The sequence below is a fragment of the Neobacillus niacini genome (assembly GCF_031456445.1).
Lineage (GTDB): Bacteria > Bacillota > Bacilli > Bacillales > Cytobacillaceae > Neobacillus > Neobacillus niacini_I.
Genome location: NZ_JAVDUQ010000014.1, coordinates 12,315 through 29,812, shown reverse-complemented (window position 1 = coordinate 29,812; position 17,498 = coordinate 12,315). Strand labels below are relative to the sequence as shown.

Sequence of the window (17,498 nt, the reverse complement as noted above, 5' to 3'; positions counted from 1 at the left end):
CGGAATTTTCTTGTGTGTTTTTTCATCGACCCGAACGCATAATATTGGGAATGGCATTTCTCCAGGCTGCGGAGAGTTCAACAATAGGCATTGAAAGGACGGTTTTACCATTATGTGAAATTGACAGTTCATTCCCTGTTACTTTACCAAGTTCTTTTAGTGGCACCTGCATTTGCCCCGCTATTTCTTGTACCTTTTCGACGTGTTCCTTTAAGACAGAAAGAACGATTCGGGATTGAGTTTCACTAAATAGAGAAATGTCAGTTCTTAGTTCATCATTTAAATGAATTTCTGCCCCCATATTCCCACCAATGCAGCTTTCAGCTATGGCAACAGCTAACCCTCCTTCAGCAGCATCATGGGCAGACTGAACGATACCCTCTTGAATTACCTTGAGTGTGAAAGCTTGGATGCTCCGTTCAAACTCAAGATTTAATTGTGGCGGCCGTCCTTCAATTTTCCCTTTCACTAATTTTTGATATTCCGAACCGCCTAATTCCTCTTTGGTTTCACCGACTAAAAAGATGGAATCTCCTTCTTTTTTAAATTCCTGCGTGGTTATATGTTCGATATCTTGAATTAAGCCCACCATCCCAATGGTTGGGGTAGGAAAGATTGCTTCTCCGTTTGATTCGTTATAAAGACTGACATTTCCGCCAATGACCGGGGTATTCAGCTGCCGGCATGCTTCACTAATGCCATCAGCTGCTTTTTCAAACTGCCAGAAGATTTCCGGTTTTTCCGGGCTGCCAAAATTTAAATTATCGGTTATAGCAAGGGGCTCAGCACCGGAACAAACAACGTTGCGAGCTGCTTCTGCTACTGCAATGGCACCTCCAGTAAAGGGATCAAGATACACATATCTTCCATTGCAATCTGTCGTCATCGCCAAAGCTTTCCGTGTTCCCCGGATGGCCACTACAGCCGCGTCCGACCCTGGGATGACAGCCGTATTGGTTCTTACCATATAGTCATACTGCTGATATACCCATTCTTTGCTGGCAATCGTCGCGGATGCTAACAGTTGTTTTAATACAGAATTAAAGTCCGTTGGCTCTTCTAATTCTGCAGCAGGATCCAATGTTGAATATTTTTCATAGTAAGGAGCCACTTTAGAGGGTTTACAATACACAGGTGCATCTTCTGCTAGCTTATCCGCAGGAATTTCTGCGACTACTCCCCCTTGATGGAGGATTCGAAGTTGATTATCATCAGTTACTCTTCCAATTACTGCAGAATGGAGTCCCCATTTGTTAAATATCTTTTCAACTTCCTCTTCTTTTCCTCTTTTTGCTACGACCAGCATTCGTTCTTGGGATTCCGAAAGCATCATTTCGTAAGCGTTCATTCCTTTTTCCCGCTGCGGAACAAGGTCAAGATTCAACTCAATGCCATTTCCGGCTTTACTGGCCATTTCAGAGCTAGAGCTGGTTAATCCTGCCGCTCCCATATCTTGAATTCCGACCACATGTCCTGAGGAAATCAACTCCAACGTCGCTTCTAGTAACAATTTTTCCATAAAGGGATCTCCAACTTGAACAGCCGGACGTTTGGCTTCGGAATTTTCACTTAACTCCTCTGAAGCGAATGTAGCCCCATGAATGCCATCTCTTCCGGTTGCTGCACCGACATAAATGACAGGGTTACCAATCCCTTTTGCTACACCTTTTTGAATTTGATCATGATCGATTAATCCTACACACATCGCATTTACGAGGGGGTTTCCTTCATAAGAGGAATCAAAATAAATCTCACCTCCTACGGTTGGAATCCCCATACAATTCCCATATCCGGCGATCCCAGCGACAACGTTTTCAAATAAATATTTGGTTTTTGGGTTATCTAATTCACCAAAACGGAGTGAATTCAATAATGCAATGGGACGGGCCCCCATTGAAAAAACATCACGGATAATTCCCCCAACACCAGTAGCTGCCCCTTGGTAGGGCTCAATGGCTGATGGGTGATTATGGCTTTCTATTTTAAAAACAACCGCTTGTTGATCCCCGATATCTACGATACCCGCTCCTTCTCCAGGGCCTTGAAGAACACGAGGACCAGAAGTGGGAAACCTTCGTAGAACTACTTTGGAATTTTTATAACTGCAGTGCTCCGACCACATTACACTAAAAATCCCCGTTTCCGTATAATTAGGTTTTCGCCCGAGTATTTCGATCATTTTGTCAAATTCTTCGTCGGTCAAACCCATTTCCCGATAAATTTTTTCTTCGAAAATTTGCTCTGGGGTTGGTTCGTTATGCTGTTCCATTTTGTTTCCTCCAGTAACTTAAAATAGATGAAAACATCCGCTTACCGTCATCAGATCCCAGCCATTTATGAACCGCACGTTCCGGATGGGGCATTAACCCTAAGACATTTCCTCTTTCATTGATGACCCCGGCAATTTCAGAAATTGATCCATTTGGATTTTTTCCTTCATATCGAAAAACAATTTGTTTATTCTTTTCTAAATGATCTAATGTCTCTTGATCACAATAGTAATTTCCGTCCCCATGGGCAATCGGAATCTGGATCATCTCTCTTTCTTTATATCCTAAAGTAAATGGGGTTTGGTTATTTTCGACGATTAGATTGATTGTTTCACAATGAAACTTTAATCGCTGGTTTCTTCTCAACGCCCCAGGTAAAAGACCTGTTTCTGTTAAAATTTGAAAGCCATTACAAACTCCAAGAATCAACTTTCCAGCTTCTGCTGCAATTTTAACTTGCTCCATTACAGGAGATAAACTTGCCACTGCACCAGGACGCAAATAATCTCCATAAGAGAATCCCCCTGGAACAAGGATTCCATCATATTTAGATAGGTCTGTTTCCAGATGCCATACGTACTCTACTGGTTGTTCAATCGTATCAACAACTGCCTTATACATATCCACATCACAGTTCGAACCAGGAAAAACAAGTACAGCAAAGTTCACTTTAATTTTCTCCCTTCTTCAGCTCAAACCTATAGTCCTCAATTACCGTGTTGGCTAAAAGCTTTTCACACATATCCTTAACCCGTTCCTCCGCCATTTTTTGTTCCTCACTATTAACTTCTAGCTCCATATATTTTCCTATTCGTACTTCTCCAACCTCATCATATCCAAGTGAATGAAGAGATTCGTGAACCGCATTTCCTTGTGGATCCAAAACACTTTCCCGTAAAGTTACATAGACGATTGCCTTAAACACCAACAGTACCCCCAATTCTTCGTAATATTTCTTGATAAGCTTCTTCCACGTTACCTAAATCTCGTCTGAATCGATCTTTATCTAATTTTTCCTTTGTTTGTGCATCCCAGAACCTACATGTATCAGGGGAAATTTCATCAGCTAAAATGATTTCACCTTCTGGCGTTTTACCGAATTCCAATTTAAAATCGACTAAGATAAGTTCTTTCGTTAAGAGAAAGTCTTGCAAAATTTCATTAATTTTCAGTGCTTGGTTTCGAATTTCTGTTAAGTCTGATTCTGAAGCCAAGCCAAGAAGGGCAATGTGATCATTGTTAATGATAGGGTCTCCCAGTTCATCATTTTTGTAATAGTATTCCACTATGGCTTGTGGGAGCACCTTCCCCTCCTTCCACCCAAGTCTTTTAGCGAGTGAACCTGCCGCTATATTTCGAACCACAACCTCAATTGGGATAATCTCTACTTGTCTGACAATTTGTTCCGTTTCAGATATTCGTTTAATAAAATGATTGTTTAGCCCTTTTTCCTTCAACAAGGTAAGAAAAATGGCACTAATCTCGTTGTTCATGGTTCCTTTCCCGGCAATCGTCCCTTTCTTTTCCCCATTAAAGGCTGTGGCATCATCTTTATATTCAATCCAATACTTTCCTGGTTCAGATGTCTTGAACACTTTTTTAGCTTTTCCCTCATAAAGCATTTCTAATTTTTCCATCTCTTTTTTCTCCTTTAATGGTCTTTTGGGCAGGAGCCATCTTTTATTAATCCCAAATTTTCAGTTCTTCAATTTGTTGGAAGACTTGTTCAAATGAAGACCCTAAAAAATTAATATGCCCCATTTTCCTGTTCTCTTTTGATTCCTTTTTCCCATACAAATGTAGTTTGGCTGTTGTAGGAAGCCGGTCCAGCTTATCTAACACTTTACCTAAATGCTGACCTAATATATTCACCATAATAATCGGACTTAAAAGAGTAGTATCTCCTAAAGGCAGTCCACATATTGCCCGAATATGTTGTTCAAACTGTGAGGTTACACATGCATCCATAGAATAATGACCGGAATTATGGGGTCTAGGGGCTAATTCATTTACTAAAATAGCACCATCGTTCGTAAGAAACATTTCTATAGCAATTAAGCCTACTGCTTTTAGTGATTCTGCCACTTTCAAAGCAACTATCTCCGCCTGCTTCCTTTGCTCCTCAGTAATTCTTGCTGGGACAATGGATTGATGAAGGATATTGTTAATATGAATATTTTCAGCTACAGGGAAGGTTTTTGCCTGACCTGCTAAATTCCTTGCTACAATCACGGATAGTTCCTTACTAAATGAAATAAATTGTTCCATGATCATTTCTACACCTGAATGCTTCAATGCCTCAACTGCAATGGGTATTTGATCCTTTTCGCGTATCACCCATTGCCCTTTTCCATCATAACCCCCTGTCGCGGTCTTCATGACACAGGGAAAGCCAAAGCGATCTACTGCTCTGTGAATATCCTTTTCAGATTGAATCACCATAAAGGGAGCAACAGGCACATCGTTAGACTGTAACGTAGATTTTTCTCGAATACGGTTTTGGGTAATTTTTAAGAGCTCACTTCCCTGTGGAACAAAAGATGTTGTTTCTAAAATAGAAGCAACATCAGAATCAACATTTTCAAATTCATATGTAATGACGTCTGAAGAGTTTGCTAATTCCTTTGCCGCATTTAGCTCCGAAAAGGAAGCGATAATTTGGCGATCGGCTGCCTGTCCGCAGGGAGAGTCGGGTGTCGGGTCCAAAGTAATGAAGCGATACCCCATATTTCTTCCCGCAATCGAAATCATTCTTCCCAGCTGTCCTCCGCCTAAAATGCCAATCGTAGATCCGGGTTTAATTACTTTCATAAATGTTCCCCTCCTTAAAGCCAAAGTTTATTTTTAGACTTTCCCGTAATACATGCTTTTACTTTTTTAGCCTCAAAAATCTTTAAATGTAAAATCAAATAGGATAGAAATTCTCCTTACGCCAAAAATAAAAAAATGATTTCAATAGGAGGAAGACAAGATGAATTCGGAAATGCAGGAGAAATGCGGGGTATTTGGAGTCTTTAATCACCCTAAAGCAGCTGATTTAACTTATTACGGACTTCATGCTCTTCAGCATCGCGGTCAGGAAAGTGCGGGGATTGTTGCAAGCGATGGAAAATCATTCAGGCATCATAGAGGAATGGGATTAGTTACTCAAGTATTTTCTCGCAAGACCCTTGATGAACTGAACGGAAATATGGCCATTGGCCATGTTCGCTATTCCACCTCTGGAGAAAGCTTACTGCAAAATGCACAACCCCTTGTCTTTAAATACAGCGAAGGGGATTTGGCTGTAGCTCATAATGGGAACCTTGTGAATGCAAGGATTGAAAGAGATGTCCTGCAACAGCAAGGAAGCATCTTTCAAACAACAACAGATACTGAAATTATCGCCCACTTAATAGCCCGATCAAGTAAAAAGTATTTTTCTGAAGCGGGACCTGATGTGCTTAAACGGCTAGACGGTTCGTTTGCTGTGCTCATTATGACGGAAAAACAAATGTTAATTGCCTTAGACCGTCAGGGTTTAAGACCGCTTAGTCTTGGTAAAATTGGTGATTCCATTATCGCCGCTTCTGAAACATGCGCGTTAAATGCAGTTGATGCCAAATTTTGGCGAGATGTTGAACCAGGTGAATGGCTTCTTGTCGATGAAAAGGGGGTTCAATCAGGAAGATTTGCTGCAAAAGGTGACGTTTCCCTTTGTTCTTTTGAATTTGTTTATTTTGCTCGTGCAGATAGTGTCATTCAAGGAAGAAGTGTATTAGCCATTCGAAAGGAATTAGGGCAAATTTTAGCCAAGGAGCATCCAATAGAAGCAGATGTTGTGGTTGCCGTTCCGGAATCGAGTGTCCCAGCCGCCCTTGGTTTTTCTGGGCAATCAGGAATTCCATATGAAATGGGAATTATCAAAAACCCCTATGCAGGACGTTCATTTATTGAACCGACTCAAGAATTGCGAGATTTGGCGGTTCGTTTGAAATTAAGTGCTGTACAAGAAATTTTAGAAGGAAAAAGAGTGGTTTTAGTAGATGACTCGATTGTTCGGGGAACGACAAGTAAGCGGATTGTTGAATTGATTCGGCAAGCTGGCGCTAAGGAAGTCCATGTTCGAATTAGTTCGCCTATGGTAAAAAATCCTTGTTTTTATGGTGTGGATATGCCGACAAAAGAAGAACTATTTGCGAACAAGCATGAACATGAACAAGCAATGGGACAAGTCATCGGCGCAGATACCTTAGCTTTTTTAAGCACCGAGGGATTATTGGAGGCAGTAGATGTTGATCTGGCAGAAACGAGCAGTCGTTGTATCGCTTGTTTTAGTGGGGCTTATCCAACTAAATTGTACTTGAAATGAGCTTGAGTAAAGTCAAAAAGAGCCTCGCGGTCACTGACAAGCGCTCATAGTGCCCGTTTCTTGGGAAAATTAAGCTCCACGGGCACTGACAAGGGCTCATAGTGCCCGTTTCTTGGAAAAATCAAGCTTCACGGGCACTGACAAGGACTCATAGTGCCCGTTTCTTGGAAAAATCAAGCTCCACGGGCACTGACAAGGACTCATAGTGCCCGTTTCTTGAAAAAATCAAACTCCACGGGCACTGACAAGGGCTCATAGTGCCCGTTTCTTGGAAAAATTAAGCTCCACGGGCACTGACAAGGGCTCATAATGCCCGTTTCTTAGAAAAATCAAGCTTCACGGGCACTGACAAGGGCTCATAGTGCCCGTTTCTTGGAAAAATCAAGCTCCACGGGCACTGACAAGGGCTCATAGTGCCCGTTTCTTAGAAAAATCAAGCTTCACGGGCATTGACAAGGGCTCATAGTGCCCGTTTCTTAGAAAAATCAAGCTTCACGGGCATTGACAAGGGCTCATAGTGCCCGTTTCTTTGAAAAATTAAGCCTCGCGGTCACTGACAAGGGCTCATAGTGCCCGTTTCTTGGAAAAATCAAGCTCCACGGGCACTGACCTAAAATCTTCCAACTAAGAAGCAAAACGCCACTTTCCGATTAACTCATCGCCTTAACAATCCCCACAACTCTACTCTTAGGAACCGTTGGATCATGTTGGACCACAAAAGCTTTCGTAAATCGGTCTAAATACGCTTCTTCATGTGACTTAGGTGTAAGAATAATAAGCTTACGTTTTAGCTCATTTACATACAGATCAAACACTTTAACCTTCCGATGCTCATCCAATGCACTATCAAACTCATCCAGCACAATAAACCCAGGAGCGGTCTGTAGATTTTGTAAAAGGGCGAGCGCAAATAGCAGAGAACTTAGCGATTCCTCTCCGCCGGAAACCCCTTTTCCAACTCTTCCGCCCCGTGCTTTAATACTAACATCCTCCATTGCACCTCGGTGTCCTTCTTTGCGAGCTTTTATATACAAATGAAAGTGGGTCCGTTTTCTCCTGTCTTCATAGGACTCCCAGCTAATTTCCCCCTCAAACTGGAATTGGCTCATATAGGATTTAAAACGCTGCTGCAACTCAAGGACACGCATATTAATCGTCGTTTCCAATTGATCTTTCAGATTTTCGGTCCTTTCTTTATCTTCATCAAGCAAGATTTTCATCCTTTTATTTTCATGATCCAAACGCTCATATTCAGATTTTACCGTATCATAATTCTCCTGAGCGGCCGGATCAATTCCAGCCTCTGTTCGAGCATTATCAAACATAACCTTACCATTTTCACGGTTCTTTTTGATTTGCGGAACAGATGGTGCGGACTCGCCCTCAGTAATAGCACTAGCATCAGCATAAATGGCCGGAATTAATTTTTGTAAGTCCACTAGATCATTCATAACTTGAACGAGTTCTAATTGATTAGATTCCTTGTCCTCACTGTAATTCTTTTTTTGTTTTTCAATGATTGCTATTTTTCGTTCGGCGTCCTCCAGAGCACCATTCAATTTGGTCATTTCTCGTTCAGTTCTGTTAATGGCGCTTTCTACCTGATTAAAGTCATCATTCAAACTATCAATCTTTCGTTTAACATTTCGAAGAAGTTCATTTTTTTGATCGTATTGAATTTGTAAATGGTTCCGCTCCTCATACTTGTCCTTCATTTTTCCAAGTTCATCGTAAATGTTTGCTTCTTCCTCTAAAACGGCCCTTAAAGTTTCTTGCTGTATTTGTTGGCGCATTAATTTTTCCAGCGCTTGTTTCAATTCAATGATTGTCACATCAATTGAATTTTTTAACTGCATTTCTTCTTTCAGCTTGTTTTTCCTTACTATTCTTTCATACTCATTTGTCATAAAGGCTTCTGATTCTCTTACTTGATGAATAATACTATTTAATTCTTGAATCGTTTTTGTATCAGCAGTTATGTTTTCATCAAATCGTGCTAGTTTTTGAGAAAGATTCATCACCAGCTTCTCGACTTCCTGCTTGCGGTTTTTTAAAGCTTTCGCACTTAAGATATACCGTTCTTTTTCCTGCGGGCCACGGATTCCCATAGGGTCGATGAGAGAACCATTTTTGATCGAAAAAGAGCTCCCTTTAAAAAATTGCTCCACCCACCAAAGAGCTTTCATCGCAAAAGTTAGAACTTCCTCATCTAATCCCTCCTTCACCTGTAAGTGAAGAGAAGGTAATTTTGTTACCACCCTGTCCGGAACTACCATCATTAACGGCACATGATATAGATCGTTGGGTGGGGCAATCGCTTTTCCATTGAAAAAGATTGTATATTTTATAGCATTAAATAATTGTTCATCTTTTGGCTGTGCATGCTCATCCAGCTCTAATAATTCCCTAAGAGCATAGACTTTTATGTTTAAGGAAGCGAAAAATTTAATAGACTCCATCTGTCTTAAAGAAAAATCCCTGTCCTCATAAAGTAACTTTAATTCTTCCTTCAAGTCCTTTAATTTAATAGAGTCATTAAAACGATATTCTTTATTCAAAGTAACCCTTGCTTCAAGCGAATCGATCTTCTGTTGGACTTCATGGCTGCTCGTGTACTGTTGTAATCGATCACAGTGCACCTGTTCCATTTGCTCATCATTTGCAATTTCTTGTTCAAACCGAGTAATCAGCTCAACCTTTTTCTGCCATTCAGTTTCTTTTTCGCGCAATAGTTCTTGGTTTTGCCTAAAATGGTCATTGGTTCGTTCCTGGTCCGCTAAAAGTTTACTAAGAGCCGTATTTACTTCCTCTTCAGTCCGCGTGACTTGATTTTTTCGTTTCGTAATCGCTTCTAATTCACGATCTAATTCCACAATTCGAAATTGGAGATTTTTAATCTTTTCATCCAATTGATCCCGCTCCAGCTCTACCTCGCCAATCGTCATTTCTACTTGATTACGCTTTGCTTTCGAAGCCTGAAGCTGTTCATCGGTATGCTCTTTTAATCCTTTTTTGATAGACAAATCATCTTTTGCCTCTGCAATTTCTTCTTCTAAACCTAAAACAACTTCTTCTAATCTCTCAATTTCCTTTTTATAATGAGCCTCCAATTGTAAAATGGAAACCGTATAAAGCGTCCCGCCTTGGTTGAGGCGCCTTTGATTATCCAAATATCGATCCAAGGCCGTCCTTTTCATTGAAAGTTCCGATTTCATCAACTTCACATTCGATTCTGCAGCACGGAGGGACTCCTCGCTGTCCTTTACCTTCTCCATACTCTCTTCCCAATCACGCTGCACCTGGTCAATCCCGTGCATTTCACTAAAAATGCGAAACCGTTCCTCGGGATTCATCACAGCGAATTGGTTTACTTCCTGTTGATACCAAATTAAATAGAAGAGATCCGGGTCGACTTTGTATTTATATTGAAGGTCCCTTTTAAAGCCGGTAAAGTTGTAAAACCTGTCGCCGGAAGTATAGTGAATCGTTTCTTCCCATTCGTCGATGGTATCTCCGGTTGAAATCCTAAACTCTTTTTTCATCGGCTGGCCCGGATCTTGACTAATTTTTAAACCGAACTCAACAAAACAAGGGGCATCTATTTTCATGAAACCTTCATTTTTAAAAAGTAGAGAAATCTTCGCCTTCCACGTCTGGTCCACCGGTAAATTTCGTGATTTTAACCCTTCGACATCCACCTTTGAAGAATATAATACTGCACCCATACAAAAAGTAATCGTTGATTTACCGGCCCCATTTGGACCGGTGATCATTACATGGTCTTTTTCCCCCGATAAATCTAGTAAAGTTGGCGGGTAATCGCGAATACCTGAAAAAGTTAGTCTCCATGGAATCATTCAGCATCACCTTTTTGATAGAGATTATAGCGCTTGAAAAACTTCAGCACTTCTTCCTTGTTTAATTGATTGGATTGACTAAATTCAGCGGTTCTTCTTAGGAATGAGTCTGTAAACATATGAACGCCAATGGCGGTAAGTTGATAGGCCTTTTCCTGTGAGTTTGTATCATATTCCTCAACCGCCCCAATTTTTTTGAGTGGATCAATGTTCATTAATAAACGCTGGTTGGCCTTAGTCGTTTCATGACCAAAGGCATTTAACAGTTGGTCAAATAAGGTAAATTCATGCTGCAAAACCTCCTGTTGATAAAACATATAGAGGAGTACGGCCAGGCTTTCCTTTGTTAGCGTATTACGGGCAGCTCTTGCAGGGACCCGCATCATAACGATGACTTGGTCACGGCGTTCATCATAAATCACTTTCATATAACGACTCACAGCTTGGTTGACCCTTGTGAGAAAAGATTGGAATTTCTCATCATTTCCTTGGATGTGAAGCTGTTTTTCAATCTCTTTTCTAGAAAGACCGAAGTTTCCAGACCGGATCGAGGCGGAGGAGGAAAAAAGTATGTTCATGAACGTTAATTCCTCTTCTTCCGTTAAGAATCCCTTTAATGATTGCATCACATTTAAAGGATTAACGTTCAACTGATTGTTCACGTTTGTTTCTATTTCTGATAATGTTGGATCCATCGTCACGATTCATCCACTCCCATTTTCGATCATAGTTTGGTATCTCCACCTTTTCTGCGGGCTTTGATACGGTTATTTTTTTGTTACCAACTAACGCTGCTACTGCCGTTATGGCATTGACAGCATCGCTCCACGCAGAAGAAGTGGCTTCGATCACCAGCTGTTCCATTGGAGCTTCATCATGTTCTTTTAAGTAATTTTCAATCGCTTCCGTTTCAATCATCGATTTCGTCAGCTTCCACTGGCTTTCCCCCATGAACTCTTCCATATCCCCTTCAGAAATGACCTCTGTCGTATAATAAAGTTCCTCTTCTATTTCATCAATAGGGTCTGCCATCGGTTCATAGGTTTCGAGATAATAAACGGCAGCATCAATCGCAGCAGGCCCGATTGGTGTTGCGAACTTTACAGGCATCCATAAACCGTCGATCGCCTCGTCCTCATGCTGTCCTTGCTCCATAAAACTAAATAATTGATAAACATTTGGAACATCGGAGTCAAGCGGGGGATCATACATTTGCGTGATAAAAGCCCGGACCTTTTCAGGTTGAATGGTCGAGGATAATGGTGTTTTTTGCATATGGGTAAATCTTAAGTATTTGTTGATCATCCCTAAGCTTAAATTCGTCCCCTCAGCAAGGACCGCTGTCCCTTTTTGCATTAAATGAGACAGAACTAGGCTCTCTTCAACGGTTTGAAACTGTCTGAAGCGTTCCTGTAATTTCCCCTCGAGCTCCTGCATTAATTGGTGAATCACTTCCAGCTGCGGGAGTGCATTCCGATCTGCGAGCATTTCCAATTCCCGTTCTTTCATGATTTGAATCGCATTTTCCACATTGCGAATCATACTGGCAATCTTATTGCCGCCAGAGATTCCATGATCATCATAGGCTTCACTTAATTCCGCATCCCGTCTCGCTTGAAAAAGTGATCGACCAATATCGTCATGCATATAGTAAGCCAACGAATCATTGGCCAAACGGATCAGTGCATCCATCATCCTCTTACCGACATCGCGCATTTTCAACTGTCTTGAGGTTTTCGAAATCCAATTATATTTAACGAGAACATTGACGATTTGTTCTACCTTTTTCTTAGATGGCGGTTCAGGATCGGTATATCGGTTTCGATAGCGATAATAAACCGTTTCGGCATTTTCTATCGGATCATCTAAACCAAGGGCTTCTTCATTAATTAGTTGAATGATTTTAAGGAACCGTAAAATTTCTGCGGGTGATTGATAATTGTTTTGTGATCCTAAATCACTGAGGACACCTGATAAAGAGGCAATATCTTTTAGAGATTGCAGAACTTCAGGATTCGATTCATCCGCTTGAAAAATGGAAATTATTGATGAATCCACTTTTTCCATTCTTCAACACCTCCTAAAACCTGTTCTTGTTCAATTTTAGTTTCTTTCAATAGAAATTCCATGTAGGTTTCATATTCCTGCCAATTTGTATGGACATTTGAATCGTGCCTAATCCATTTAATGGTGCCAGCGAATTTTTCTAGAACAGTAAGATAGGCTTCTTTTGCTATTTGAAAACCGTCCGGATCGTAGTCACTCCAAATCAATACCTGCTTGACCCTCCCGCCCGCCAAAAGCTGTTGGATGCAATGCTTATGTGAGGAGCGCAGATGTCCATCTACACATATAACGAGAGAATTAGTTTCTTCAAGAAAATTCTTCTTAGCTGACATCCTTGTTAAAATTGCACGATTCTCTACAAGCCAAAGGGTTGTAGAATCTGTTGTATAACGCTCTTCTGAAATAGCTAGGTCTGTTAAGGAATGAACCGGTCCAAAACGGTATGACGAAAAATGACCGCTTATTTGTCCTGAAAAATAAAGCGGAGTGATTTTTCCAAGACTCGCCATTCCTAACAAGGCGACTGGCCAACTTGCCCATTGCTCTAATAGATTAATATAGTCATCTTTATACCGGTCAAATTCTTTAGATCCGCCGATTTTTTGATAATAGCTTGCTCCGATTTCCTTCCAATCAAATTCATCTTTTTGAAAGGATAATTGCCAAAAGGCATTCATAAAATGAAGGAATTTCAGTCTTTTTGCGAATGACCATCCTGCAGGAAATTGTGCTGCAGTTTTTAGTTCATTGGAGCTAATTTGGCAAATCTCGTTTATCATCGATAAGCAGGCTTGATAACCACTTTCCCGTTGATTTGACTTGGTGCATATTTGCCCTAATGTTGATGCGGTTTTCTTCCAACTGTTAAACTCGTTTTCTATTTTTTCTTCCTCAGCACGCAGTTGCCCTTTTAAAAATTTATACAAAGGATAACCCATTCGATAATATTGTGATTCTACTGTTTTTCCGTCCTTTTTAAAACGGAATTCCTTCATAATGAATCCCTGCTGAAACCATTTTAAGGTTTGGGGTTCATGCTCATTTAAATGAAGCTTTTTTCTAGGTGTAAAAGTAGATAATTGTTCATCCACCATTTTGGAATCGATTAGATTGTTAGCTACAAGGGTTATGAATCCCACCACTCGATACGTTCTTTCTGTTTGTTTAACGATTTTGATTTCAACAAAAGATGCATCGCTTTGAATTGCGCCTGTTAGATCTAAACGCTCGCCATTTTTTAATATGAAGTTATTGATATAATTAATTTCGTCCTGATTCATCCTATTTTCTCCATTAGCCTGTTTAATTCTATTTTAGCAAAGTATTATGAACGATGCTGAAGGTAAAAATTATAAAGAAAACTCGCCGATTGGCGAGCCCCTAAGGGCGAAGACAGAGGCGAAGTTGCACTTATGCGTAATAGGAAAGTATAAACTTGGAAAAGTTTATACTTTCCTATTAGCTGAAAAAAGCTGCAGCCATTTACTGACTGCAGCTTTAAACAACTAGATTCCCCCGCCTTCATCATGGGTCGTACTGTTCTCTTTACGGACATTGGCAGAAAGACTTAACACACCTAATCCTGCTATAAAGGTACTCAAGATAATGAAGATATTATACATATTGCCTTGAATAAAGAGATTAATAAGCAAATAGGAAATCACCAGGGATGCTAATGGTGAAATCAACCAGACTTTTAAAATCTTTTGGATGACAGATTTTTGCCAAATTCCAAAACCCTTTTGTGATACCCCTATACCTAAAATACCGCAAGTGGTTACCTGTGTCAGCGGAATTGGTAATCCAAATAGTGAGGCGACCGTCACCAGTGCTCCACCTGTAAAAGAAACGGCGCTTCCTTCTAATAGGGAGAGTTTGGTGATTTTCTTTCCGTTTGTTTCAATGACTCTGCTCCCCAATAAAATGGCACCTAGGGCAACAAAAAGACCGCCAATCCAAATTCCTTTATTTGCAGCCAGCATTCCGGCACCAACAAGCGGTCCAACCGCATTTGCTACATTATTCATCCCTGCAGAAAAAGCTTCAAAACAGCCCCCTACTACGAGTAGTATTGCCAGCCATTTTTTCCATTTTCCTTTTTTTGTCAACCCATTCCACCGCTTCTCAGCCTTGGAGATTAGTTTTCCAAGGAAAAACGTAATAAAGAAGGAGACGAGTGGAACAAGGATCCAAAAGGTGACAATGACTAGAAGACTATCAAAATACAACTTTTTATAAGCAATTCCAGCCCCCACGATTGCGCCAACCGTCACCTCGCTGGTTGATAACGGAATTCCCATCAGATTGGCGATAAATAAGGTTAATGTTGCGCCGCAAAGGATGAGGGCGACCATTTCAATACTAAGAATGGAGGAAGGTATGATCCCCTTTCCAATGGTTTTTACAACCTCGCCACCGCCGAGGACAGCGCCGAGAAACGCTGCGATTGCCACAAGGATCATGGCTAATCGCTTATTTTTTATTGCACCAGCACCATATGCGGAACCCATGGATGCAGCTGTTCCGCTGGCCCCAATATTCATTGCAAAAAAGAATGCGATGATAAATGCTATGTACGTCCAAAACATCGTCCATCTCCCCTTATGTATCATTTCAAATTCCTAATGTTTTGAACTTTAATTCATACTAATCAGATAGGAATAATTTATATGATGATTATTATACAGTCCCTATCGGCAATAATCAATTAGGAATATTCAAATGTTGGGGAATTTTTTAAAAATAATAATTAATAATTTTTGAAAAACTCAATGAAATAAAAAAACACGCTTTTTCCAGCGTGTTCCCATTCAGTTATTTAATTTTCTGTTTACCCCAATACTCATATAAAAATTCTTTAAACAATTCATTTAACCGTGCCTTTTTTTGCGCTTTTAACCATTCCACCTGATCAATTGGCAGCTTCAGTTTTAAACTTACATCTTCGTCCGGCATTTCCACTTTTCTGATTTCCTCTATAGTGATACCCTCCTCAATATTCGGAAACCATGAATCATTTTCGCTCACCCGCTCGAAATCTTTATACTCCTCAATACCATCCAGTTCACAGATCAAATGGAGCTGTGGCAATCCACCAGAAAGGATTTTAACATGCATAATTGAATTAATCATTCTCCCATCCTCTAATTCTATTTCAATAATCAGGGTATCCTCTTTTTTATATTTTTTTACAGCAACCTCACTAACAATCAGATCCAATTCTAATGTTAAACCTGCACCGGATTCAAAAATATAAATGGCGCTTTTAAAAATGTAGAGACTCTCTCCGTCAACTTTTACTGATTTTACAACAACCATAAACCTGTTTCCTCCATACAGCTGTCACAAGAATTATTTTAAAATTTATTAACATTTCATTAAATATATCAAATAATTTAGTGATTGATAAAGTATTTGACCCTCATGACTTAATATAAGAGAAAAGTCCCTTTTTCTAAAAATATCTATTTTTACCAAAATAGCGCATTTCCTTTGTATGATTAAGTGATTAAGACATATAATCAAAGAGGATATAAATCTTTTAAATCCAAAGGGGGACCCTATGCTTAGTAAATCTTTAATTGAAGACGTACTCACAGCTGCCTTGTCGACCGGCGGTGACTTTTCTGAACTATTTGTGGAGGATCGTTTCACGAATAATATGTCACTACGAAGCGGTAAAGTAGAAACCTGCCTTTCCGGTCGTGAATTTGGGATTGGCATCCGTGTGTTTAAAGGATTGCAAAGTGTTTATGCGTATACAACAGATTTTCGAAAAGAAAGCCTTTTAAAGGCCGCCAAAAATGCTGCACAAGCCATAAGTGGAAATTCAACCATCCAACCTGCCCCTTTCATCCAAGAATCCTTCGAATCCAGTCATCCAGTTCAATTTCTGCCTCTAGAGGTGGATAAATCAAGAAAAATTACCATTATGAAAAAAGTTTTTGATACAGCCAAAAACTATCACTCTAGTATTTCACAAGTAACCGTCCGTTATATGGATGAAGAACAAAATGTTCTGATTGCCAATTCAGAAGGTAAATTCATCGAGGATAAACGGGTCCGCTCGAGGATGGCGATTCAGGCTGTAGCTGTTCGTGATAACAAAATGGAAACGGGCTTCTACGGACCGGGTGCCCATCAAGGCTTTGAATTTTTCGAAAATCAAAATATGGATTATTATGCGAATGAAGCAGCAAGGATTGCGGTAACCATGCTAGACGCTAGTCCTTGTCCAAGCGGAAAATTCCCTGTGATTATCGATAATGAATTTGGTGGTGTTATTTTTCATGAGGCCTGCGGACATGGATTAGAAGCAACCGCTGTGGCGAAAAACAACTCGGTTTTCGCGAACCGTATTGGGGAACGGGTGGCACCGGAAATCGTTACCTATATTGATGATGGGACACTGCAAAATGAATGGGGCTCCATTAATATTGATGATGAAGGTGAAAAAGCCCGAAAAAACGTCCTCATCGAAAATGGGATTTTAAAAGGATATTTAATTGATAAATTTAATTCCCGAAGGATGGGAATGGAATCAACGGGTTCTGGAAGAAGACAATCCTTCCGATTTGCGCCCACCTCTCGAATGACCAACACCTATATTGCTCCCGGAAAATCAACACCTGAAGAAATTATCGCAGCTACCGAACAAGGTATTTATACAAAGTATATGGGCGGCGGGCAGGTTAACCCTGCTACGGGTGATTATAATTTTGCCGTAATGGAAGCGTACGAGGTGAAAAATGGTAAGCTTGGCAAACCGCTAAAAGGTGCAACCTTAATCGGAAACGGTCCAAGAACATTGCAGCTCGTTGATATGGTCGGCAATAATTTGGGTCATGGCGCCGGGATGTGCGGTGCATTAAGTGGAAGTATCCCAGTGAATGTTGGGCAGCCAATGATTCGGGTAAGCGAAATGACAGTCGGCGGAACAAAGGGGGAATAACG

Annotated in this window: 14 protein-coding genes; 3 read left to right on the top strand and 11 right to left on the bottom strand. The window is 40.5% G+C overall.

Features of this window, described 5'->3' with window-relative positions; genetic code table 11:
- Positions 1-22: 22 nt before the first annotated feature.
- The 5 genes from purL to purK are packed head-to-tail and all read right to left on the bottom strand — an operon-like array spanning position 23 to position 5,081.
- Positions 23-2,269 (bottom strand): phosphoribosylformylglycinamidine synthase subunit PurL, encoded by a 2,247-nt coding sequence (gene purL / locus J2Y67_RS13245; RefSeq protein ID WP_310174736.1) that lies wholly within the window; start codon positions 2,267-2,269, stop codon positions 23-25.
- Complete coding sequence (purQ, locus tag J2Y67_RS13240; protein ID WP_310174735.1) at positions 2,256-2,939, bottom strand: phosphoribosylformylglycinamidine synthase subunit PurQ; 684 nt, start codon at positions 2,937-2,939, stop codon at positions 2,256-2,258. The genes purL and purQ overlap by 14 nt, the downstream gene beginning before the upstream one ends.
- Before the next feature lies 1 nt (position 2,940).
- On the bottom strand, positions 2,941-3,195 hold the full coding sequence (purS, locus tag J2Y67_RS13235) for a phosphoribosylformylglycinamidine synthase subunit PurS (RefSeq protein ID WP_310174733.1): 255 nt from the start codon (positions 3,193-3,195) through the stop codon (positions 2,941-2,943).
- Positions 3,188-3,907, bottom strand: a complete 720-nt coding sequence (gene purC / locus J2Y67_RS13230; RefSeq protein WP_310174730.1) for a phosphoribosylaminoimidazolesuccinocarboxamide synthase — start codon at positions 3,905-3,907, stop codon at positions 3,188-3,190. The genes purS and purC overlap by 8 nt, the downstream gene beginning before the upstream one ends.
- 46 nt (positions 3,908-3,953) lie before the next feature.
- Positions 3,954-5,081 (bottom strand): 5-(carboxyamino)imidazole ribonucleotide synthase, encoded by a 1,128-nt coding sequence (gene purK, locus J2Y67_RS13225; RefSeq protein ID WP_310174728.1) that lies wholly within the window; start codon positions 5,079-5,081, stop codon positions 3,954-3,956.
- A 160-nt stretch (positions 5,082-5,241) separates the two neighbouring features.
- On the opposite strand from purK, the gene purF reads away from it, so the two are divergent.
- Complete coding sequence (gene purF, locus J2Y67_RS13220; RefSeq protein WP_310174726.1) at positions 5,242-6,621, top strand: amidophosphoribosyltransferase; 1,380 nt, start codon at positions 5,242-5,244, stop codon at positions 6,619-6,621.
- Between the two features lie 650 nt (positions 6,622-7,271).
- Here purF and J2Y67_RS13215 read toward each other — a convergent pair.
- The 4 genes from J2Y67_RS13215 to J2Y67_RS13200 are packed head-to-tail and all read right to left on the bottom strand — an operon-like array spanning position 7,272 to position 13,825.
- Positions 7,272-10,478, bottom strand: coding sequence for an AAA family ATPase (locus tag J2Y67_RS13215; RefSeq protein WP_310174724.1), 3,207 nt, complete (start codon positions 10,476-10,478; stop codon positions 7,272-7,274).
- Positions 10,475-11,173, bottom strand: coding sequence for a hypothetical protein (locus J2Y67_RS13210; protein WP_310174880.1), 699 nt, complete (start codon positions 11,171-11,173; stop codon positions 10,475-10,477). Before J2Y67_RS13210 ends, J2Y67_RS13215 begins: the two co-directional genes overlap by 4 nt.
- On the bottom strand, positions 11,118-12,545 hold the full coding sequence (locus J2Y67_RS13205; RefSeq protein WP_310174722.1) for a hypothetical protein: 1,428 nt from the start codon (positions 12,543-12,545) through the stop codon (positions 11,118-11,120). Before J2Y67_RS13205 ends, J2Y67_RS13210 begins: the two co-directional genes overlap by 56 nt.
- Positions 12,521-13,825 (bottom strand): toprim domain-containing protein, encoded by a 1,305-nt coding sequence (locus tag J2Y67_RS13200; protein ID WP_310174720.1) that lies wholly within the window; start codon positions 13,823-13,825, stop codon positions 12,521-12,523. The genes J2Y67_RS13205 and J2Y67_RS13200 overlap by 25 nt, the downstream gene beginning before the upstream one ends.
- 46 nt (positions 13,826-13,871) lie before the next feature.
- On the opposite strand from J2Y67_RS13200, the gene J2Y67_RS13195 reads away from it, so the two are divergent.
- The gene (locus J2Y67_RS13195; protein ID WP_310174718.1) at positions 13,872-14,054 is read left to right on the top strand and encodes a hypothetical protein; all 183 of its coding nucleotides are present in this window, start codon (positions 13,872-13,874) and stop codon (positions 14,052-14,054) included.
- On the opposite strand, the gene J2Y67_RS13190 is transcribed toward J2Y67_RS13195, so the two are convergent.
- Together J2Y67_RS13190 and J2Y67_RS13185 are read right to left on the bottom strand one after the other, a co-directional pair.
- A complete protein-coding gene (locus tag J2Y67_RS13190) occupies positions 14,051-15,133 on the bottom strand; it encodes an inorganic phosphate transporter (protein WP_310174716.1) in 1,083 nt (360 codons plus the stop codon). The two genes, J2Y67_RS13195 and J2Y67_RS13190, sit on opposite strands and share 4 nt — an antisense overlap.
- Before the next feature lie 226 nt (positions 15,134-15,359).
- Positions 15,360-15,863, bottom strand: a complete 504-nt coding sequence (locus tag J2Y67_RS13185; RefSeq protein WP_310174714.1) for a hypothetical protein — start codon at positions 15,861-15,863, stop codon at positions 15,360-15,362.
- Positions 15,864-16,107: 244 nt separating this feature from the next.
- Here J2Y67_RS13185 and J2Y67_RS13180 point away from each other — a divergent pair, with 244 nt between their 5' ends.
- The gene (locus tag J2Y67_RS13180; RefSeq protein WP_310174713.1) at positions 16,108-17,496 is read left to right on the top strand and encodes a TldD/PmbA family protein; all 1,389 of its coding nucleotides are present in this window, start codon (positions 16,108-16,110) and stop codon (positions 17,494-17,496) included.
- Positions 17,497-17,498: the final 2 nt, after the last annotated feature.